The organism is Arthrobacter sp. fls2-241-R2A-172 (assembly GCF_030208885.1).
GTDB lineage: Bacteria > Actinomycetota > Actinomycetes > Actinomycetales > Micrococcaceae > Arthrobacter.
The window spans coordinates 134,265-152,610 of record NZ_JARVTB010000013.1 but is presented as its reverse complement, the minus strand read 5'-3'; the positions used below and the strand labels follow the sequence as shown (position 1 = coordinate 152,610).

General features: G+C 64.1%; 17 protein-coding genes and 1 riboswitch. Of the genes, 10 read left to right on the top strand and 7 right to left on the bottom strand.

Features of this window, described 5'->3' with window-relative positions:
• Window positions 1-201: 201 nt before the first annotated feature.
• From QRM57_RS18020 to QRM57_RS18010, 3 genes are read left to right on the top strand one after another with little or no spacing between them, the layout of a single operon-like run.
• Window positions 202-1,071, top strand: a complete 870-nt coding sequence (locus tag QRM57_RS18020; RefSeq protein ID WP_284987588.1) for a DUF4031 domain-containing protein — start codon at window positions 202-204, stop codon at window positions 1,069-1,071.
• Complete coding sequence (locus tag QRM57_RS18015) at window positions 1,068-1,832, top strand: 2-phosphosulfolactate phosphatase (protein WP_284987587.1); 765 nt, start codon at window positions 1,068-1,070, stop codon at window positions 1,830-1,832. The genes QRM57_RS18020 and QRM57_RS18015 overlap by 4 nt, the downstream gene beginning before the upstream one ends.
• A 36-nt stretch (window positions 1,833-1,868) precedes the next feature.
• The gene (locus QRM57_RS18010; protein ID WP_284987586.1) at window positions 1,869-3,623 is read left to right on the top strand and encodes a sialidase family protein; all 1,755 of its coding nucleotides are present in this window, start codon (window positions 1,869-1,871) and stop codon (window positions 3,621-3,623) included.
• Here the strand turns inward: QRM57_RS18010 and QRM57_RS18005 are convergent.
• Both QRM57_RS18005 and QRM57_RS18000 read right to left on the bottom strand, forming a co-directional pair.
• Entirely contained in the window at window positions 3,620-4,021 is a 402-nt protein-coding gene (locus QRM57_RS18005; protein WP_284987585.1) for a YccF domain-containing protein, read from the bottom strand. The genes QRM57_RS18010 and QRM57_RS18005 overlap by 4 nt on opposite strands.
• A 169-nt stretch (window positions 4,022-4,190) precedes the next feature.
• Window positions 4,191-4,787, bottom strand: coding sequence for a phosphoribosylanthranilate isomerase (locus QRM57_RS18000; protein WP_284987748.1), 597 nt, complete (start codon window positions 4,785-4,787; stop codon window positions 4,191-4,193).
• A gap of 97 nt (window positions 4,788-4,884) precedes the next feature.
• Between QRM57_RS18000 and QRM57_RS17995 the strand changes: the two genes are divergently transcribed.
• The 5 genes from QRM57_RS17995 to QRM57_RS17975 all read left to right on the top strand — a co-directional run bounded on the left by QRM57_RS17995 (window position 4,885) and on the right by QRM57_RS17975 (window position 8,190).
• A complete protein-coding gene (locus QRM57_RS17995) occupies window positions 4,885-5,505 on the top strand; it encodes a HutD/Ves family protein (RefSeq protein WP_284987584.1) in 621 nt (206 codons plus the stop codon).
• Window positions 5,506-5,561: 56 nt separating this feature from the next.
• A riboswitch (guanidine-III (ykkC-III) riboswitch) is annotated at window positions 5,562-5,627 on the top strand.
• Window positions 5,628-5,636: 9 nt separating this feature from the next.
• Complete coding sequence (locus QRM57_RS17990) at window positions 5,637-5,951, top strand: DMT family transporter (protein ID WP_257369511.1); 315 nt, start codon at window positions 5,637-5,639, stop codon at window positions 5,949-5,951.
• Window positions 5,952-5,953: 2 nt separating this feature from the next.
• Complete coding sequence (locus QRM57_RS17985; protein ID WP_284987583.1) at window positions 5,954-6,319, top strand: DMT family transporter; 366 nt, start codon at window positions 5,954-5,956, stop codon at window positions 6,317-6,319.
• Between the two features lie 211 nt (window positions 6,320-6,530).
• Window positions 6,531-7,535 (top strand): aldo/keto reductase, encoded by a 1,005-nt coding sequence (locus QRM57_RS17980; RefSeq protein ID WP_284987582.1) that lies wholly within the window; start codon window positions 6,531-6,533, stop codon window positions 7,533-7,535.
• A gap of 4 nt (window positions 7,536-7,539) precedes the next feature.
• Window positions 7,540-8,190 (top strand): MBL fold metallo-hydrolase, encoded by a 651-nt coding sequence (locus QRM57_RS17975; protein ID WP_284987581.1) that lies wholly within the window; start codon window positions 7,540-7,542, stop codon window positions 8,188-8,190.
• 73 nt (window positions 8,191-8,263) lie between these two features.
• Here the strand turns inward: QRM57_RS17975 and QRM57_RS17970 are convergent, their stop codons facing one another.
• Window positions 8,264-9,982 carry a DEAD/DEAH box helicase gene (locus QRM57_RS17970; protein WP_284987580.1) on the bottom strand — a complete coding sequence of 573 codons (1,719 nt, stop codon included), beginning with the start codon at window positions 9,980-9,982 and terminating at the stop codon, window positions 8,264-8,266.
• Window positions 9,983-10,404: 422 nt separating this feature from the next.
• A complete protein-coding gene (locus QRM57_RS17965; protein WP_284987579.1) occupies window positions 10,405-11,805 on the bottom strand; it encodes an MFS transporter in 1,401 nt (466 codons plus the stop codon).
• On the opposite strand from QRM57_RS17965, the gene soxR reads away from it, so the two are divergent.
• Window positions 11,804-12,343: a redox-sensitive transcriptional activator SoxR gene (gene soxR / locus QRM57_RS17960; protein ID WP_284987578.1), complete on the top strand. Its 540-nt coding sequence runs from the start codon at window positions 11,804-11,806 to the stop codon at window positions 12,341-12,343. The genes QRM57_RS17965 and soxR overlap by 2 nt on opposite strands.
• On the opposite strand, the gene QRM57_RS17955 is transcribed toward soxR, so the two are convergent.
• Entirely contained in the window at window positions 12,324-14,105 is a 1,782-nt protein-coding gene (locus tag QRM57_RS17955; RefSeq protein ID WP_284987577.1) for an FG-GAP-like repeat-containing protein, read from the bottom strand. The genes soxR and QRM57_RS17955 overlap by 20 nt on opposite strands.
• A gap of 324 nt (window positions 14,106-14,429) precedes the next feature.
• Between QRM57_RS17955 and QRM57_RS17950 the strand changes: the two genes are divergently transcribed.
• Window positions 14,430-15,155: an SAM-dependent methyltransferase gene (locus QRM57_RS17950; protein WP_284987576.1), complete on the top strand. Its 726-nt coding sequence runs from the start codon at window positions 14,430-14,432 to the stop codon at window positions 15,153-15,155.
• A 198-nt stretch (window positions 15,156-15,353) separates the two neighbouring features.
• Here QRM57_RS17950 and QRM57_RS17945 read toward each other — a convergent pair whose 3' ends face one another.
• Both QRM57_RS17945 and QRM57_RS17940 read right to left on the bottom strand, forming a co-directional pair.
• Window positions 15,354-15,947: a hypothetical protein gene (locus QRM57_RS17945; protein WP_284987575.1), complete on the bottom strand. Its 594-nt coding sequence runs from the start codon at window positions 15,945-15,947 to the stop codon at window positions 15,354-15,356.
• Window positions 15,948-15,970: 23 nt separating this feature from the next.
• Complete coding sequence (locus QRM57_RS17940) at window positions 15,971-17,998, bottom strand: alpha/beta hydrolase (RefSeq protein ID WP_284987574.1); 2,028 nt, start codon at window positions 17,996-17,998, stop codon at window positions 15,971-15,973.
• Window positions 17,999-18,346: the final 348 nt, after the last annotated feature.

Below are 18,346 nucleotides of genomic sequence, written 5' to 3'. Positions count from 1 at the left end.
CGCCGTCGAACTCTGGCCCATCGGCGGTCCTCAGCCGTACCCTGTTCTTGGGGAGCCTGAGCCCGCCAACGGTCCACCGCGCTCCTTCCCGGTTGCCGTGATAACCACGGGCACTGACGCCCGTTTTCCGGGACGGCAAGCACGGCGGTAGACGTCCTGATGACCGACAGCCGGGAAGGATCGTTTCGGTACACTTTGGCCATGGCCATCTACGTCGATCCGCCTCTTTGGCCGGCTCATGGGACCGTTTTCTCGCACCTCGTTTCAGACAAGTCGCTGAAGGAGCTGCACGCTTTCGCGGCCGCTGCCGGAGTTCCAGAACGGGCCTTCGACGGCGACCACTACGACGTTCCCGAACGCCGTTACGAGGACCTCGTCGCAGCCGGCGCCATCCCGGTGGAAGCACGGATCCTGGTCCGCAAGCTCATCGCCAGCGGGCTCCGCATCCCCGCCCGTGAGCGAAGCAAGGCACTGACGGTGCCACTGATGGAGCGTTGGAACAGCATTTACCCCGGCCATGAAAGCCTGGGACTGGAACTGCTGGAGCGTTGGGGAGAGGACGGCCGGAAATACCACAGCCGCACCCACCTGCTCGCGGTTCTCGAAGCCTTGGACATCCTCACAGAGCCGGCCCTCCCGGCCCGAACGGTATCCTTGGCGGCCTGGTTCCATGATGCCGTCTATGAGGGCGTGGCTGGCCAGGACGAGGAAGAATCCGCTCTCCTTGCCGAGGCCCGACTGTCCGCGGAAGGCTTGGCTCCCGACGACGTAGCTGAAGTTGCGCGGCTTGTCCGGCTCACCTCCACGCACGACCCCCAACCCGGCGACCACGCCGGCGCCCTGCTCTGCGATGCCGATCTCTCCGTGCTCGGCGGCGACGAATCATCGTACGCACGCTACCTGGCCGCCGTCCGGGAAGACTACGCGCACGTCAGCGACGACGACTTCGCGAAGGGGCGCGCCGCCGTCGTACGCCACCTCCTGGGCCTGGATCCGCTGTTCCACGGCGAACGCGCCAAGGCGCTGTGGCTTGAAGCCGCCCGTCGGAACCTCGCCGGCGAACTGGCGTGAACAGCGTGTTGAGCGAACCCGGAGCGCCGCAGCGCCAACTGCCGTACACGGTCCGGTTCGAATGGGGGCTCGACGGCGCCCGATCAGTTGTTCCCGGAGCTGACCTCGCGGTGGTGGTTGACGTTCTGTCATTCACCACGTGCGTCAGTGTCGCCGTGGACCGCGGGGCCTTGGTGTTCCCGTACCCTCATCGGGACGTGGGGGCCAGCGAGTTCGCCACCCGCAACGGGGCCGCATTGGCGGGCGCCCGGGGCGCGGAAGGCCTCAGCCTGTCCCCTGTAAGCCTTCGGGACGCCCATCTGCTGGACCGCGTGGTACTGCCCTCCCCGAATGGTTCCACCATCAGCCATGAACTCGCAGCCTCGGCCCGGCAGGTGGTGGCTGTGTCGCTACGGAACGCCGCCGCTACAGCCGACTGGGTTCACTCCACCCTGCCCGAAGGTGCAGTCATAGCCGTCATCGCAGCGGGTGAGAAGTGGCCCCACGGGGCACTGCGGCCGGCGTTGGAAGACCAGCTCGGGGCCGGCGCGTTCATTGCTGGACTCGCAGCGGCCGGGCGGCACAACTTTTCCCCGGAGGCGGCAGCGGCGGCGGCGGCTTTCGACGCCGCTGAACCGCAGCTCGCAGCTGTTCTGCGTGGGTGCTCCAGTGGGAGGGAACTCATGGATGCCGGTTACGCAGACGACGTCGAAATTGCCGCCGGGCTGGACGCCAGCTCCACCGTGGCCCTCCTGCGGGACGGGGCTTTTCAAGGCGTCTAGCCGAGCCGACTAGACGAGCCCCCTAGACTGGGAGGTATGACCTCCTACCTCCAACCGTCACAGGGCCATCCTCCACTAGCGGAACCGTCGGTGGAGCACGTTCTGGCTGTTCGCGGGGTGGGCGGATACCGCCAGTACCGCATCCCGGCACTTGCAGTGAGCACCCGGGGAACAGTCCTGGCTGCCTACGACGGCAGGCCGAACCTGGACGACCTGCCCAACCCCATAGACCTCCTCCTGCGCCGCAGTGAGGACAACGGGAACACCTGGGGCCCTCAGCAAGTGGTCCGCACAGGATCTGGGCTCCAGGGTTTCGGTGACCCCAGTTTGCTGGTCGACGCAGCGACAGGCCGCATTTTCATGTTCCACGCGGCAGGAACGCACGCGGGATTTTTTGAAGCGGTCGCCGGTATGGAGCCGGACGACGACGTCCAGCACGCCGATCTCAGCTACTCAGACGACGACGGCGACACCTGGCAGCACCGCAGGCTCACCGCCCAGCTCAAAACAGGCCGGATCACGGGGCTTTTCGCGGCCGCCGGCCAAGGAATCCAGATACATACCGGCCCCTACAAGGGCCGACTGGTCCAGCAGTTCGTCGTGCTGGTGGACGGCGCCATCATGGCCGCCTCGGCGTTCAGTGACGATCACGGTGAAAACTGGGCCCTGGGAGAGCTGATCGGCCCTGGCGTTTCAGGCATAGGACCCAACGAAAACAAGGTTGTCTGCCTCGACGACGGCCGACTGCTCCTGCACTCGCGGGCAACCCCCCACCGCTTGTCTGCGTTTTCGAAGGACGGCGGGGTTTCCTGGAGCCCGCTCCAGCCCATCCCGGATATGCCGGACCCGAGCGACAACGGATCTGTTGCCCGCTTTGACGGACTTCCCTCTGCGGTTTCCGTTGCCGAGCCATCCGCTTCACACCCGGAGCATTCCCGGTGGCTGATCGCGAGCAACAACCAGGATCCGCATCTTCGCCGGAACACCGTCCTGAGCCTCTCCCCGGATAACGGTGCCACATGGCCCGCAAAGCTCGTCGTGTGCCCCGGAAGCTCGGCGTACTCGACCGTCACCCGGCTACCCGACGGAAATGTCGGGGTGCTCTACGAGCGGCAAGGGTATCGGGACATTGTTTTTGCTTCGATTCCGGCCGGGCAACTGACGCAGCAGCTGGCTGGCTGGCCGGGTCCGGCCCCGGCTCTGGTGGCTGCTGGAGCGTATGCGGCGGAGGTGTCCACTGCTGGTGAGTCCGCGGTGGAATCCGGCGGCTTGGTCTTTCACATGGAACTGCGCTCCATCACTCCGGGCCGGCCCACGGTCTGGCAGAATGCCGGCGACTTTCATGTGGTCCCTTCCAACAGTGACGGCCAGTGGGACGTCCAAACGTGGAAGGAAATCGGCCAGGGCTACGCGGACCACGACCAGGTTTTGGGCACACGAGAGGCCCAGGACTTGAACTACGGCGCCATCATCCCTGGCTATAAGGCCGGGGACATCCTGGCCTTCACCGGACGTGCCCGCAACGTCGGCTCTCAGGCGGCTACCGGCGTCGAACTTCTTGGACCACACGGCAACACCGAGGATTTCCCACCCACGAACCTGCCGCCAGGCGGCCATATCCTGTACTTCACGCCGACGTACACCATCACCGATTCAGACCTGCTGCGGGAGACGCTGGACCTCGTCTTCACTGTAGAGGCCGACGCCGGGTCCGGACCTACCGCAGGCCCGGTGCGTTTGGACCGGACGTTCAGTTTCGATCTGCGCACCGGCGCCGTGGAGGTGTCCTAGCGGTAGTTGCTGACGAACGGCTGGTTGGTGGGCACAATCTGCTTGCCAAGCGGCATCAGCGAAACCGGGATCAACTTCAGGTTGGCGATCGCCAGGGGGATTCCGATGATGGTGATCGCCATGGCGAAAGCCGTAAGCACGTGGCCGATGGCAATCCAAATACCCGCAACCAGCAACCAGATGACGTTTCCGAGGAGCGCGAAGACCCCTGCACCCCCGGGCTTCTCAACCACCATCTGCCCGAAAGGCCAAAGGCAGTAGGCGCCGATCCGGAACGAGGCGATGCCCCACGGTATGGTCACGATCAGCACGCAACAAATAATGCCGGCTGCGAAATAGCCCAGGGCCAACCAGAACCCACCGAAGACAAGCCAAATGACGTTAAGGATCGTTTTCATAGTCTTCATTCTCCCCTCTGGGTCAGACAAAACGCCTAGGGGTCTGCCCTGAATCTTCCCTGACTTGTGGTGCAGCCCCATACCGGGCCGGGATGTGAGGGAGGGTTGGCCTGAAGCGGGTGGGATGTGAGGGAGGGGTGGCCTGAAGCGGGTGGGATGTGAGAGAGCGTCAGGCTTTGGCGGCCTCGACGAACGCGCGGATCTTCGCCAGATCCTTCACGCCACGCGATGCCTCAACACCCGAGGAGACGTCCACACCCCATGCTGCGGCCGCGGTGGCAGCGAAGGCCACGTTTCCGGGTTCGAGGCCTCCCGCGAGCAGCCAATCCCTGCCGTCAAGCCCCTTCTCCTGCACGGACGCGTAATCCCAGGCCTCCCCTGACCCCGGAACTGCGGCATCGACCAGGAACAGGTCCTCGCCCAGATCAGCGAACTCGTCCTGGCCCGCACCCATGGTGACGGCCCTGATGAGCCGCATCCCGGCGTCGTGCACTATTTTGACGTCGTCGGCGGTCCGCCGACCGTGCAACTGGACCCAATCGAGCCCGGCGGCGCGTGCCGTTTCCACGGCGTCAGCGGCGGACTCGTGGCGGAACACTCCGACGGCCTTGACCGAGGAAGGAACCAACGGCAGCAGGACGCGGACCTGGTCCGGGCTGACTTCGCGGGGACTCGAGGTCAGGACGAAACCAACCGCATCCGCTCCGGCGTCCACGGCTTCGCGCACGGACTCGGGCGTGCTCAGGCCGCACACTTTGACGAACATTCCCGCGCCTCCAGCCATTTTCACAACGTTTTCCACATATGACGTTAGCAAGCCGGATCGTCAACGAAGAAGCGCTGTCCACCACTAGGCTGGTCGAATGGAGATCATCCGCTTTGCCGACATCCGTCCTGAACCGTGGCGCAACGGAGGCGGGGTGACGCGCGAACTCGCCAGCCATCCGAAGGCCGCTTCGGCGCAGGACGGCGCCTGGGATTGGCGCGTGAGCATCGCCGATGTCGCAAAAGCCGGTGAGTTCTCCAACTTTCCGGGCATGGAGCGGGTCATCACCATCATCGACGGCGAACTGCTGCTCCTCACGGTCGATGGCGCCGAGCACCCCTTGGAGAAGTACCGGCCATTCCGCTTCTCCGGCGAGGCTGCCTCCGCGGCGACGCTTCCCACCGGCGACATCCGGGACCTCAACGTCATTGCACGGACCGGGGCTTTCAAGGGCTATACGTCCATTGTCGAAATTTCCAAGAAGCGCGCACATCCTGTCTTCGAGGGCCAGTTGGCTGTCTTGTTGGAGGGCAAGGCCACCGTTGCTCCCGGCGCCGCTGCAGAGGCAGAGTCCGACGGCGACGCCCCGGCAACCGCCGCCAGCGAACCTGTCGAGTTGTCCCGCTACGACACCGTAGTGGGCTCGGACTCACGCAGCCCGGAGATCTCGGGCAGGGGCTTCGTTGCAGTCATCTCTATCGACCACGTCGAACCGTAACTGGTGACGTTAACCACCAGAAGTGGCCACCCTGCGCGGGAGTTGCTAGCCTGAAATGAAGGTTCCGCTCTGGAACCTCCGGACGACGGTTCAGTACCCGGCACGCGACAAGACTGGCCAAAGGAAATGTCATGTCGTGGTTAATTCTCATTTTCTCCGGTGCGCTTGAGGCCGTCTGGGCCGCAGCACTCCACCGTTCCAAGGGCTTCCGTAAACCCATCCCAACTGGTGTGTTCCTTGTGTCCGTGATTGCCAGCATGGCCGGACTCGCGATCGCCATGCAGTCCATTCCCACGGGCACTGCCTACGCGGTGTGGGTTGGTGTTGGTGTGGTACTGACAGCGACGTACGCCATGGTCACCAAGGTAGAACGCGCGACGACGGCCCGGCTGCTCCTGCTCGCCGGCATCGGCGCGTGCGTGGTGGGCCTGAAGGTGGTGGCATAGCCATGACAAACACCAAGAACACCGGCATCTTCTGGGGCATCCTCCTGGCATCGGCCATCCTTGAAGCCGTCTGGGCCACCGCTTTGGGCCTCTCCAACGGCTTCACGCAGCTCGCACCCACCATCGTCTTCGCTGTTACTGCCCTCCTGAGCATGCTCGGACTTGGCTTCGCGGTGAAGCGCATTCCCCTGGGTACCGCCTACGCAGTGTGGGTTGGGATCGGTGCGGCACTGACCGTGGGCTGGGCCATGATCACGGGCGTGGAATCCGCGAGCCCGCTGAAGCTGCTGTTCATCGCGGGCATTGTGGGCTGTGCCGCTGGTTTGAAGGCCCTGCCTACCGAGAAGCCTGTGGCCAAGCCCGAGTAGGTGCCCCTGCCGCACCGCTCCTTCCCAGTTGCCTCCCCCCGCACCCCGCCGACTGCACGCGGAAACCCCGGAATGACGGGAGCCCGCGTCCAAGGTGACCGGGCATCACCGGACCAACTGGGAGGGAGCGCAGGAATACCCATGCGTCGCGTCAGGTTCATGCCAAGGAGAGCACTGATAAAGAGCACCCAAACGCGCATTGGAGAAGTTCATGACTGCAGTTCAGCTCGGCGATGGCCTCACTGTCAGCCCCCTCGGTTTCGGCGGGATGGCCCTGACCCCGGTGTATGGGGGCATCGATCCTGAGGAAGGCCTCAAGACCCTCAGACACGCGGTGGATGCGGGGATCACGTTCATCGACACCGCAGATGTTTATGGCGCGGGCAGCAATGAGGAACTTGTGGGCAGGCTGCTCAAGGATCGCCGGGACGAGATACAGCTGGCCACCAAGTTTGGAATTGAGGGCAACCCCGCGGACGGGTACACGGGAGTCCGCGGGGATGCGCCCTACATCAGGCAAGCGGCAGAAGCGAGCCTCCGCCGCCTGGACACTGACGTGATTGACCTCTACTACATGCACCGCCGTGACCTCCGCGTTCCGATAGTGGAAACCGTGGAGGCCATGGCAGAGCTTGTTCGTGAGGGCAAGGTCCGGCACCTCGGCCTGTCTGAAGTGACTGCCGAGGAGCTCAGGCAGGCCAACGCCGTCCATCCCATTGCCGCGGTCCAGAGTGAATGGTCAATCTGGAGCAGGGATGTTGAGCTCAACGTTGTTCCTGCAGCCAAGGATCTTGGCGTGGGATTCGTGCCGTACTCGCCGCTGGGCCGCGGGTTCCTCACGGGAACCATCAGCGCGAGCGACCTCGGCGAGAACGATTTCCGCCACAGGGTCCCCCGTTTTGGTGGCGAGGCACTTGACGCGAACCAGGCCGTCGTGGCCGCGGTCCGCGAGGTAGCCAGTGGGCTGGATGCAACTCCGGCCCAGGTAGCCCTGGCTTGGCTGTTCACCCAAGGTCAGCGCCTTGGGATTCCGGTGGTTCCCATCCCCGGCACGCGCAAGGCGCACCGGATCGACGAGAACCTGGGCGCACTGTCCCTGCAACTGGGAGCAGCGCACCTTGAGCTGCTTGACCAGGCCGCGTCCGCCGTCGTCGGTTCACGATCCGCCGACCCCAACTGGGTATCGGAAGGCCGCGAAGCCGGCAACGTAGGCTGAAGGCATGGACTCGCTTATTCATTCACTCCGTGACGTCACCATCCGCAGCATTTCGGTCAGCGAGATGAACAATAACGTCTACCTGTTGACCTCAAAGTCCACGGGAACACAGGTGCTGATCGATGCCGCCGATGACCTGCCCGCCATCCAGCAGCTCCTGCAGGACAGCGCGGTTGATTCGTCGGCCCCCACCAAACTGGCGAGGATCGCAACCACCCACCAGCACTGGGACCACGTCCGTGCGTTGGAGGAGTTGGTGGCCGCCACCGGGGCAACCACCTCCGCAGGAGCGGACGACGCCGATGCGTTGCCCGTTCCGGTGGATGTCCGGCTCGGTCACGGCGACGTTGAGCGGTTCGACGACCTGGAGCTCACAGCGGTCCATTTGCGTGGACACACCCCGGGCTCGATCGCTTTCGTTTACCAGGATCCGGACGGGCCGGCCCACATTTTCAGTGGAGACTCGCTGTTTCCGGGAGGCGTCGGCAACACACAGAAAGATCCTGCACGCTTCACTTCTCTGTTGAACGACGTGTCGGAACGACTGTTCGACGCCTATCCGGACGAAACCCTGGTGCACCCGGGCCATGGATTGCCCACGACCCTCGGAGCCGAGCGGCCACACCTTGAGGAGTGGCGCGCCCGGGGCTGGTGAACCCGTTGTGGGGCCTGCTCTGCGTCCTAAACCTCAGGAATAGCGCGCAGAGCGGGCCTCGCAATGCCAGAGATTAGCGGCCGCGACGTTCGTTCGACGCGGGAGCAGATGCACGACGCGGGCCACTGCGTGCCGGACGACCCGCACCCGAGCCACCGCGACCGGAGTTGCCGGAACCCGAACCGTAGGATCCCCCGGACGTAGCGCCCGTAGCAGAGGACCATACGGCCTTGTTTCCGCCGGTACGCGTAGAGGTAGTGGACGCCGTGCGCGGAGCCGAGGCTGAGCGCTGGCCGGTAGCCGGACGGCCACTGCGGCCACCCTGCCCCTGCGAGCCGGGAACGTCGTTGCGGTGAGTGGAAGCTGCCTTGCCACGACCGCGTGAGCTGCGGGCGACGTCGTCGTTCATTGCTGCCCGGCGATCGGCACGGTTGGTGTCCGTGCGAACCGGCTCAGCAGCAACCTTGCCGCGTCCGTTGCGACCACCACGGCCACCCGCGGTGGGTGCGCCCTGGGTGGAACGGCGGGCGCGCTTGCGCTGGGCGTTGGCCCCGGTGGAGGTGCCGCCACCCTGCGGGGCTTTTGCCGCGAGGAGGGCCGCACGGGTGCGGGGATCGACCTTGTCGGCAATGTCGCCTACAAGCTCGGCTACCAGCGGCGAGTTGGCGGTAACGCGTTCAAACGAAACATCAACGCCGGCGGCCTTCATGAGCTTCTTGACGTCGCTCTGCTGCTCGGGAAGCGTCAGCGTGACCACGGTGCCATCGGAACCGGCGCGGGCCGTACGGCCCGAGCGGTGCAGGTATGCCTTGTGCTCTGTGGGCGGGTCCACGTGGATGACGAGTTCGACGTCGTCAACGTGCACGCCGCGGGCTGCGACGTCGGTGGCCACCAGGACGCGGACGTCACCGTTGGAGAACTCGGCAAGGTTGCGGTCGCGGGCGTTCTGCGAAAGGTTGCCGTGCAGGTCGACGGCGGGGATGCCGGCGTCGGTGAGGGTCTTGGCAAGCTTGCGGGCGTGGTGCTTGGTCCGCATGAAGAGAACGCGGCGGCCGGCGCCGGAGGCCAGTTCAACGATGAGCTGCTTCTTGACGGTCTGGTCGTTGACCACCAGGACGTGGTGTTCCATGGTGGTGACAGCGGCCTGGGGGTCGTCCACAGAGTGCGTCAGCGGGTTGGACAGGTAACGGTTGACCAGCTTGTCAACACCGTTGTCCAGCGTCGCGGAGAAGAGCAGGCGCTGACCCTGGGTGGGGGTCATGTCCATGAGCTTCTTGACTACGGGGAGGAAGCCGAGGTCGGCCATGTGGTCTGCCTCGTCCAGCACGGTGACCTCAACGGCTTCGAGGGTCAGGATGCGCTGGCGGATCAGGTCTTCGAGGCGGCCCGGGCAGGCGATGACGATGTCGACGCCGGCGCGCAGCGCCTTTTCCTGGCGTGCCTGGGAGATGCCGCCGTAGATGACCGTGGTGTTCAGGCCCATGGCCTTGGCCAACGGCTCGATGGTGGCGTTGATCTGGGTTGCCAGTTCACGGGTGGGTGCAAGGACCAGGCCCATGGGGCGGCCCGGCTTGCGGAAATGCTTTGCTTCACGCTCGGCCAAGCGGGCCACGAGCGGGATGGCGAAAGCGATGGTCTTACCGGAACCGGTGCGGCCACGGCCCAGCACGTCGCGACCTGCGAGGGTGTCCGGGAGGGTCTTCACCTGGATGGGGAATGCCTCTTCGATGCCATCTGCGGCCAGGGATTCAGCAATGGGCTTGGGCGTGCCAAGGGCAGCAAAAGTAGTCATAAACTTCATGTCTTTCGGGCGGTGTCCAATTGCGGACATCGGCCCCCGACGCCGGTTGGGCCAGGGGTTCGCCGAGGAAAAGTCAGGTGGTCTACCGATTCGCTTCAACAGCGGTGGCCGGGACCAAATAGAACGCGTTCATCGACGCAGGATGTGCCTCTCACATGAAAAATGCCCCGCCGCGTAGCCTCAGGCCACCTGCTTCAGGGCGTCACCGCACATCAAGTAAACCCATCTTAGCAGTATCCGGGCGTAGGACTCGCATCGGGGCAGGTCAGGGGTGCGTTGCGAGGCCCGCTTTACACGCTTCCGTGCTCGCGAAGCACGCAAAGCAGGCCTCGCAAGTCACCCACCTTGCGTTGCGGGGCCTGCTTTACGTGCCTCCGGGCTCGCGAAGCACGCTGAGCAGGCCCCGCAACGCGTCAGGGGCGGCGTGTGAGCTCCGGTTGGGGATCCGCGGCGCCCGGAGCGTCGGAGGAGCCCGGGCGGGCGGCGACCCGCGGGGCCATGACAACCCCGACGACGGCGATTACCGCCGTCAGCGCGAAGACGGCAGCGAAGGGGCTGGCTGAGAACGCCGCGAAGACCAGCCCGGTGGCGGCAAGGGAGAGCGCCCCGCCCAGGGAGTCGGAAATAGACATGGCCGCGCTGTTGAAGCCCTGGTTCTCCGGCGTGGACAGGGCCAAGGTCATGACGGAGAGCCGCGGGTACATGAGCCCCATGCCGCCACCGGCAAGGATCCAACCCACAATAGCCACGGCTGCGGGAAGGGCGAACGCCGCCGTCGCCAGGGTCGAAAGAATGGCGACCAGGACCAGCGAGGCGCCGATCTTGATGGCAAGATCGTCGGCGAGACGCGAACCAAGCCGGCCTTGGATCGCCGACGCCCCCGCCCACGCGAGCGCAGCACCGGTCAGCGTGAGGCCCGCGAACGTGGGCGTGAACGCATACCGTTCTGTCAACAGGTACGGCAGGTACACCTCGGCGCCGAAAAACGCGGCCGACGCCAGCCCACGGACCAGGATCACGCTGGGCAATCCCCGGCGGGCGGTGAGGGTCCCCTGCGGCACCAAAGGTCGCAAGGCAACCAACGCAAGGACAAGCGCGACGGCGGCAATCACCCCGCCAACGCCCGGCACCCCTGCGGACAGGTTCAGTCCCAGGACGGCGACGGCCGCGAGCGCAGCCCATCCCATGCGTCCGAAGGCCCACGGAACGGGATCCGCAGCGGGTTCGGAGTCCATTCCGCGCACTGCGGGAACCACCATCAACAACGCCGGCACCACCAGGCCCACCACGCCAAGGAACACCCAGTGCCAGCTGCTCAGCTGGGCGACCACACCAGCAGCGAAGGGACCCACCAGGGAAGGCACCACCCAGGACGCTGCGAAGGCCGCGAAGATTTTGGGGTGCAGGGCAGGCGGGTAAACGCGCGCCACCAACACGTACAGCGCCACCGTCATTGCGCCGCCACCGAGTCCCTGGACCAACCTGCCGAGCACCAGGATCTCCATGGACCCCGCGGTCCCGGCAATAAGGAGGCCGAGGACAAAGAGCGCCACCGAGGAGTACAGCGGCGCCGCCGGGCCACGACGGTCAGACCAGTTTCCGGCACCCACCATGCCCATCACGCCAGTAGCCAGCGGGCCGGCGAAGGCCAGCGCGTAGAGCGCGGCTCCGTCCAGGTCGCGGCTCACGAGCGGCATGATGGTGGTCACCGCCAGGGACTCGAACGCGCTGAGGAAAACGAGCGCGCAAGCCCCCACGGTGGCAAGCAGGTATGGACGGCCGAGTATCCCGGCCGTTGGGGTGTCAGTGGTCATGCACGCTACCCTAGAACCTCAACTAATGTTGAGGTCAATCCACCACGCCCTTTCCTCGGAGCACCACATGACACCTGTTGAGACGCACCGGCCCCTCAGCATCGGCGAGCTTTCAGAACGAAGCGGAGTGTCGCCGTCGGCCCTGCACTTTTATGAACGCAACGGGCTCATCCACGCCGAGCGGACCGCCGGAAACCAGCGGCGGTACCGGCGCGATACGCTCCGACGGGTCGCGTTCATCAAGACGTCCCAGCGGGTCGGTCTGCCACTCAAGGACATCCTTGAGGCGTTGAATTCGCTGCCGGAGGGCCGCACCCCCACCAGGCACGACTGGGCCAAACTGTCGCTGCGCTGGCGGAAAGAACTGGACGAACGGATCGCGGCCCTTCAACATCTGCGCAACGATCTGGATGGCTGCATCGGCTGTGGCTGCCTCAGCCTGAAGTCGTGCACGCTGCAGAACCCGTCCGATGAACTCGGCGCTTCCGGCTCGGGAGCCCAGCGCTGGAGTCAGCTCGTCAAACCAGAGCCGTCATAACATTCCAACCAACACCTGCCCGCTGCCTGGGCTGATAGCCGCCATAAAGAGTTCCTGGGTAAAGCCACAGGACGCCTGCCGAGTCCCGGGCCAGGATGTCCGGCAGGTCATCGCCGTCGAAGTCGCCGGGTGTGGCCATCGCCGTCATGACGTTCCACTCAAGGCCCACCAGCAGCCGGAAGGGCACCCACCCGCCCGAGTTATCCCCCTGATACAGCCACAGAGTTCCCCACTTGTCACGGGCGACTACGTCACGTCCTTGCTGGTGTGTATCGCCTGGACCCAGGATGGCGGTCATGTCGTTCCAACCTGTTCCTACCTTGGTTCTCGGAAGCAGGGCCCCTCTACCGTTACCCGGGTAGAGCCAAAGATCACCTTGGGCATCGCGCGCCAGAATGTCGCCGTGACCGTCACCGTTGAAGTCGCCGGGGGTCACGACGGCGGTCATCACGTTCCAGCCACCGCCCACCTTTGAGCGTGGCAGCCAGTCAGAGCGACCGTTCCCCGGGTACAGCCACAGATCGCCTGCTTGATCCCGGGCAAGAACGTCCGATGACCCATCGCCGTTGAAGTCGCCGGGGGTCATGATCAAGTTCATGGTGTTCCAACCGGTTCCAACCCGCGAGCGGGGAAGCCAGTCACCCCGGCCATTGCCGGGATACAGCCACAACTCACCTGTGGTATCACGGGCGAGGACGTCAGTGCGGCCATCGGAGTTATAGTCCTTCCAAATATTCGCCGACCGCGGAGTGGGAATCACCCAGAGGTAGTTCCCTTGATCCGCCGGCGCCACATATCCCTTTTCCCCGTTCGGAAGAACTGTCAGCAGACCCTGCAAGTAGTCGCCTTGAGGGGAAATATGCCTTGCCACTACAAGCGTCGGGACGTTGACCACCATGATGTAGGTGCTGACGACGAAGAGACGCGAACCATCGTGGCTCAACCGGACCGTAAAAGCTCCCAGGTTCATGGTCGGCGGTCCAGAGGGTTGAAGATCCACCGTTGTCAGCGAATTGCGTTGGAGATCGATTTCGGCCAACGAATACTCATCACCAGTCTGGTCAACGGTGAAGGCACGGGACCCGTCGGGAGTAAAGATCGGGGCTGTGGCCACGGCGCGCGTCGGAATTTCACCGATCACAGCACTCTTGAGCGCTGACACCACGGCGATGCCGCCATCGCCCTTGGGGTAATACAAATGACTTCCGTCTGGAGATATAGCCCCCTCCATCGGAGCACCGCCCAAGGGAATTTTGCTTCCTACGGTGCCTGTCGAGGTGGCTATGACTGTGACGGACCGGTCGGTGGCGCTGAGGATGTAGATCTTGTCCCCGGCCGGGGCAACAAGGATCTGTGAAGGGTCGTGGCCCACCGGAATTGTCATGCGGATTCGTGCCGTAGCAACATCGATAACGGCAATGGAGCCGAGAGGGGACCCAGACACGGCGGCATACACGGAGGAGCCATCAGGTGAGACGGCCAGACCACGCACAGGGCCTTCCGTTGGTATGACGGTTGGCTCTTTCCACGGAAGGGTCACAAGAGTCACGCCATACTTCTGCTGTTGGCTCGTGGCGAGAAAGACTCTCAAACCGTCAGGACTGACCACCATGGAAGACACGTTTCCCACTTTGAGGGTCGCCGAGACCTGGTCCGTGGGCACGTTAATGACAGTGAAGTCACCTTTTTCGGACGCTGCGAAGAGCCGTGAGCTATCCGCGCTGGGTTCCACGAATCGGGGGCTGGTCACATCAATCTTCACAGGATCAAGATTCGGAACAGCGGCCGCACGCACCGCGTCCTTGGCACTGGTCCAAGCCTGAGCAGGCACTGCCGCGCACGGGAGTCCGGACGCCAAAAGTCCGCCGACCGCCAAGACACCCACGATTCCCGTCCGTCCGCGGAACCAACGCAATTTTCGCCTAAGAAACATCATGAATCCCCCGGTTCATGCGCCGCGAGACCAACAGGGGCGCTGTCCACCTGAGGGTAGCCACCATCGAACCAAAAAACCATGCTTTGGGGTAGCTTGCCGATTCGGCAACAGGCGTTGCCTTCGGGACGCGGCGCACGGCAGGCTTGTCCCATGACTGAAAACCTGCACGACGCCGACACCCACCAGCACGGGCATTCCCACCCAAGCGCGGAGCAGCGCGGGCTCAACCTCCACGAAGACGCTGACAATGCTGTGGACATGTGGGACGGCATGTACCGGGAGCGGGCGAAAATCTGGAGCGGGAACGCCAACCCGCAGTTGGTTGCCGAGGTCACGGGTTTGCAGCCGGGCAAGGCCTTGGATCTGGGCTCCGGAGAGGGCGGGGACGCGATCTGGTTGGCAGCGCAAGGCTGGACCGTTACGGCACTGGACGTGTCCGCCGTCGCGCTTGAACGGGCAGCAGCCCACGCTGCGGAAACCGAGTACGCGGACCAGATCACCTGGCAGCAGCAGGACCTCACGGAATGGGCGCCGCAGCCTGAATTCGATCTGGTGTCAGCCCATTTCCTGCACTCCCCCCTGTTGCCGTGGCAGGACTCCGCGGCAAAGGCCGCAGCTGCTGTGGCGCCCGGCGGAACGCTGTTGATCGTGGGGCACCATCCGCAGGGGCTGCCGGAGTGGAGCCATCACCACGATTCCGGCATGTTCTTCACCCCGGAGCAACTGGCCGCTGAGCTCGGCATGAACAACAGCGACAACTGGCAGCTAGAGGTGGTGGACGAAAGGAAGCGCGCAGTGTCCGGGCCCAACGGCGAAGCCGGAACCACCTCGGACGCCGTCCTCAAGGCCACGAAACTGGGCCAGGGACGCGGCTGACAACGAAGCCAGCGGGCTAAACGCTTATACGCCCGAGAGAAGGGGTGGACGTCGCATCACTCTCGGATCTGTGGACTCACGAGAAGGTGGATATGGAGGCCCATCCGGCTGTCAGCAGCAGGAGGGCGCTGGCCGAGAGAGCAATCGCCGTCAGCCTGCACCGATTCAGCACAGAGGGAACACGCGCTGTCGGAGGTTCTACTTTCCAGTCTCAGTGGGCGCGGCGCTTGCTTCCTGCCTATCGAGCTCTTTGTAGATGGCGTGTTGGTCTCCCGCGACGCAGACGGTGTCCATCCCCAAACTGGAGCCCCGTACGTTCGCGGTGAAGGACACCAAGTGTCCGCCGTTCTGATTGGCGTAGAGGTCGATGAGACCCGGGTCCTTGGGGTTGGTTTCGACTCGGGTGGTGAAGCCCCTGGATTCCCAAAACTTCTTGACAACTTCTACGGACGCTTCCAGATCCACGGGATCGAGGGTTTGACTCAGGATGCGGTAATTCACCCCGTCTTTGCCGTCATCGGTGGCGCACGAACTGTTCCGGAGGTTTTTGTCTTCCCATTTCTGGGTTCCGATGGTTTGTTGGGTTTCGGTTTTGAAGGCGTGGAGGTCGGTGAGGGCTTGTTTGAGTTCTTCGACTTGGGCTTTGACGGTTGCGGGGTCGCTGGGGTTGTTTGAGCCGGTCATGGGGTTCTCCGTGGTGGTGGGGGTGCAGGCGCTTAGCGCGATGGCCGTGAAGACCACTGCGGCGAGGATACGGCCGGTCTTGTGCCGGTTTTTTGGTTCGTGGGGCATGGGGTTCACTCTTCCTGGGTTGTTTATCGGCCGGCAAATCCGGCCGGAGGCGTTACGGGTCGTGCGCCTGGCAGGATACGGTCGCCGTTGCCGGTGGTGGTGAGGGCCGCTTCATAGAGGGCGGTGGTGTCTTTGTCGAGGTAGCCGTAGCCGCTGTTGTCTGTTCCGTGTACCAGTGTGTTGTGTTCGGTGGTGCCGTGGTATTCGGTTCCGTCGATGATGGCCGTTTCTGATGAGAACACTTTGGCGTCGAAGGATTCCATCCGCGGGTCCTGACGTTGGAAGCGGCCCAGGTCAGCCAGCCCGTCACCTGCGGCTTCGGTGGCGTAGACCTGTCCGGCGGGGACGTGGAGGTCCGAGGTGTTCCGGATGTCCTTTTCGATGCCGGCGGAACCGAGCATCGTGAAGGAGGCGACGTTCAAGTGCGCGGACGCGAGGGCGTTGGAGGTCACGGTGGTGCCGTAGGAATGGGCCAGCACGTTCAAGGTCTCGGGGGTTCTGTTGCCCAGACTGTCTCTGACGGCGTTGAACCCTTGCAGGTCTGCGACGAATCGGTCCGCACCGGCATGGGCGGCATCGCCGCTGTTCACGGTCGGGACTGTTGGTGGTTCGTAGTTGATCCACGCCACCACAGCGAACGATTTCCTCGGGTCGTGTCGCCTTTGTCGCTCCTGGAGGTTGGCGGCGTTTGTTGCCCAGTCGTTAAAGCCGCTTTGAGGGGTGATGAGCATGCCGGACACGGCGTAGGTAACGTTGTCAGCCGTGTCGGGGTTACCCACAGAGACCTGTGCCTTCGGGGAACCGTTGGTGAGGTCAAAGCCGAGTAGGACAGCGTTGACGCCGCCCGCGTTCCTTACAGCGTCGGTGATGCCATCAAGGGCCTTCTGCTGCGTTTGCAGCCGTGTCCACGCCGGGTTGGTGATGGACAGGCCTTGACTGACGGGCAGAAGTTGAGGCGTCCTGGCGAGCTCGGCCTTGATGCGTTCCTGCTCAGTGACGAGGCGTATCCGGTTGGCTTCGTTCCGGGCGGTGGCCGTGATTCCGTTCAGGTTCCCGATTATTCCGGGGAAGGTCTCGATCAGAAGCTTCTGGCTTGCGCCGGGTTCAAGAGAGCCGTCTTTGGCGATGGTGTGGCCGAGCCCCGCCCACCAAGTCGCTATCACCCCGGGGTCCAGTCCTGGTTGCTGCAGGAGCCCTCGGAGCCGGTCTTTGTTCGCGGGTGTGGCGAGCCAGGCTTTCAGCTGCTCGGTGTTCAGGGCACCGATGTCATTCAAACCGATTCGCCCGGCTGGTGCGTACCGGATGAGGGCGCTGTTGAGCATGGCCTCGGTCATGGAGCCGCTGCCGGCTGATTCGAACGCGGCGCCGATCTGTTCGATCCAGTCAGCGTCGGCGGTGTTCTCGGCCAGCAGCCGCTCGAAGCCGGCCACGTAAGTCACTACGCCATGGTTCACCCAGGAACACGCTGCGGCGAATACGGCCCACGCGTTCCGCACGTGGCCGAGTTCACTGTTGAGGATGTTCGAGGAGGCACGGGACTGGGCTGCGAATCCCCGCAACGCTGCGGGGTCCGCTGAGCTTATTCCGTTCCCGGATCCGCCGGCGAACCGGTTCCTGTCCCTCGGAGAGAACACCGCGGTGATGCTCGGTGCCGGGACAGGGGTTTCCTCGGGTCTGGGATCGTGCGCCATCTCCAGCATGGCCGCGGACTGCCGTGCCGCGTCCAGAGAGGCCAGGTCCTGTTGACGGGCATCGGCACGTAGCCGCCAAGCGGTGAGATGTTTTTCCCGGGCTTTTTCTTCTCTTGCCCGGACTTTCGCGCCGCGGACGTCTTCGGCGAGCCCGGCGAGGACACCGGCCAGTGCGCCGCGGTCATCAGCTCTCGTGGCGCAGGCTTCGATGAACAGCTGCGCGTAACCGCCTTTGAAGTCCTGCATCGCCTGGTCAATGGCACCGCCCAGGAACCAGCCCTCGGACCGCAGGATCTCCTCCGCGGCCTCGGCGGCACTGATCAGAGCATCGGCCGCACCCTCATCAAAGGCAATCCCCACTCCGCTCCCCTTCACCACCTTGGTTAATCCAATGATTAGCATAAACCTTCGCCTGATCCGCCTTTGGCGCGTCAAATCCTGATTACCTGGTGCACTGCATAAGCGGGCTACAGCAACAGAACGGAACGCCCGGCGATGAAACGACGGAACATTCTGCGCATATCCGCGTTGGTCCTCGTGTTCGCCGCCTCTTCCTCCACGACATCGTGCTCGGCTCCGATTCCTCACGCACCGATCGTGAACAAGTGGTGGGGATATGGAAGTTCTCCCCGTCTGAAAGCGCTCCCCTGAGGAAGACCGACTTATCCTCGGCCATCGTGGATCTACGGTCCGAGGGAACGGTGACCA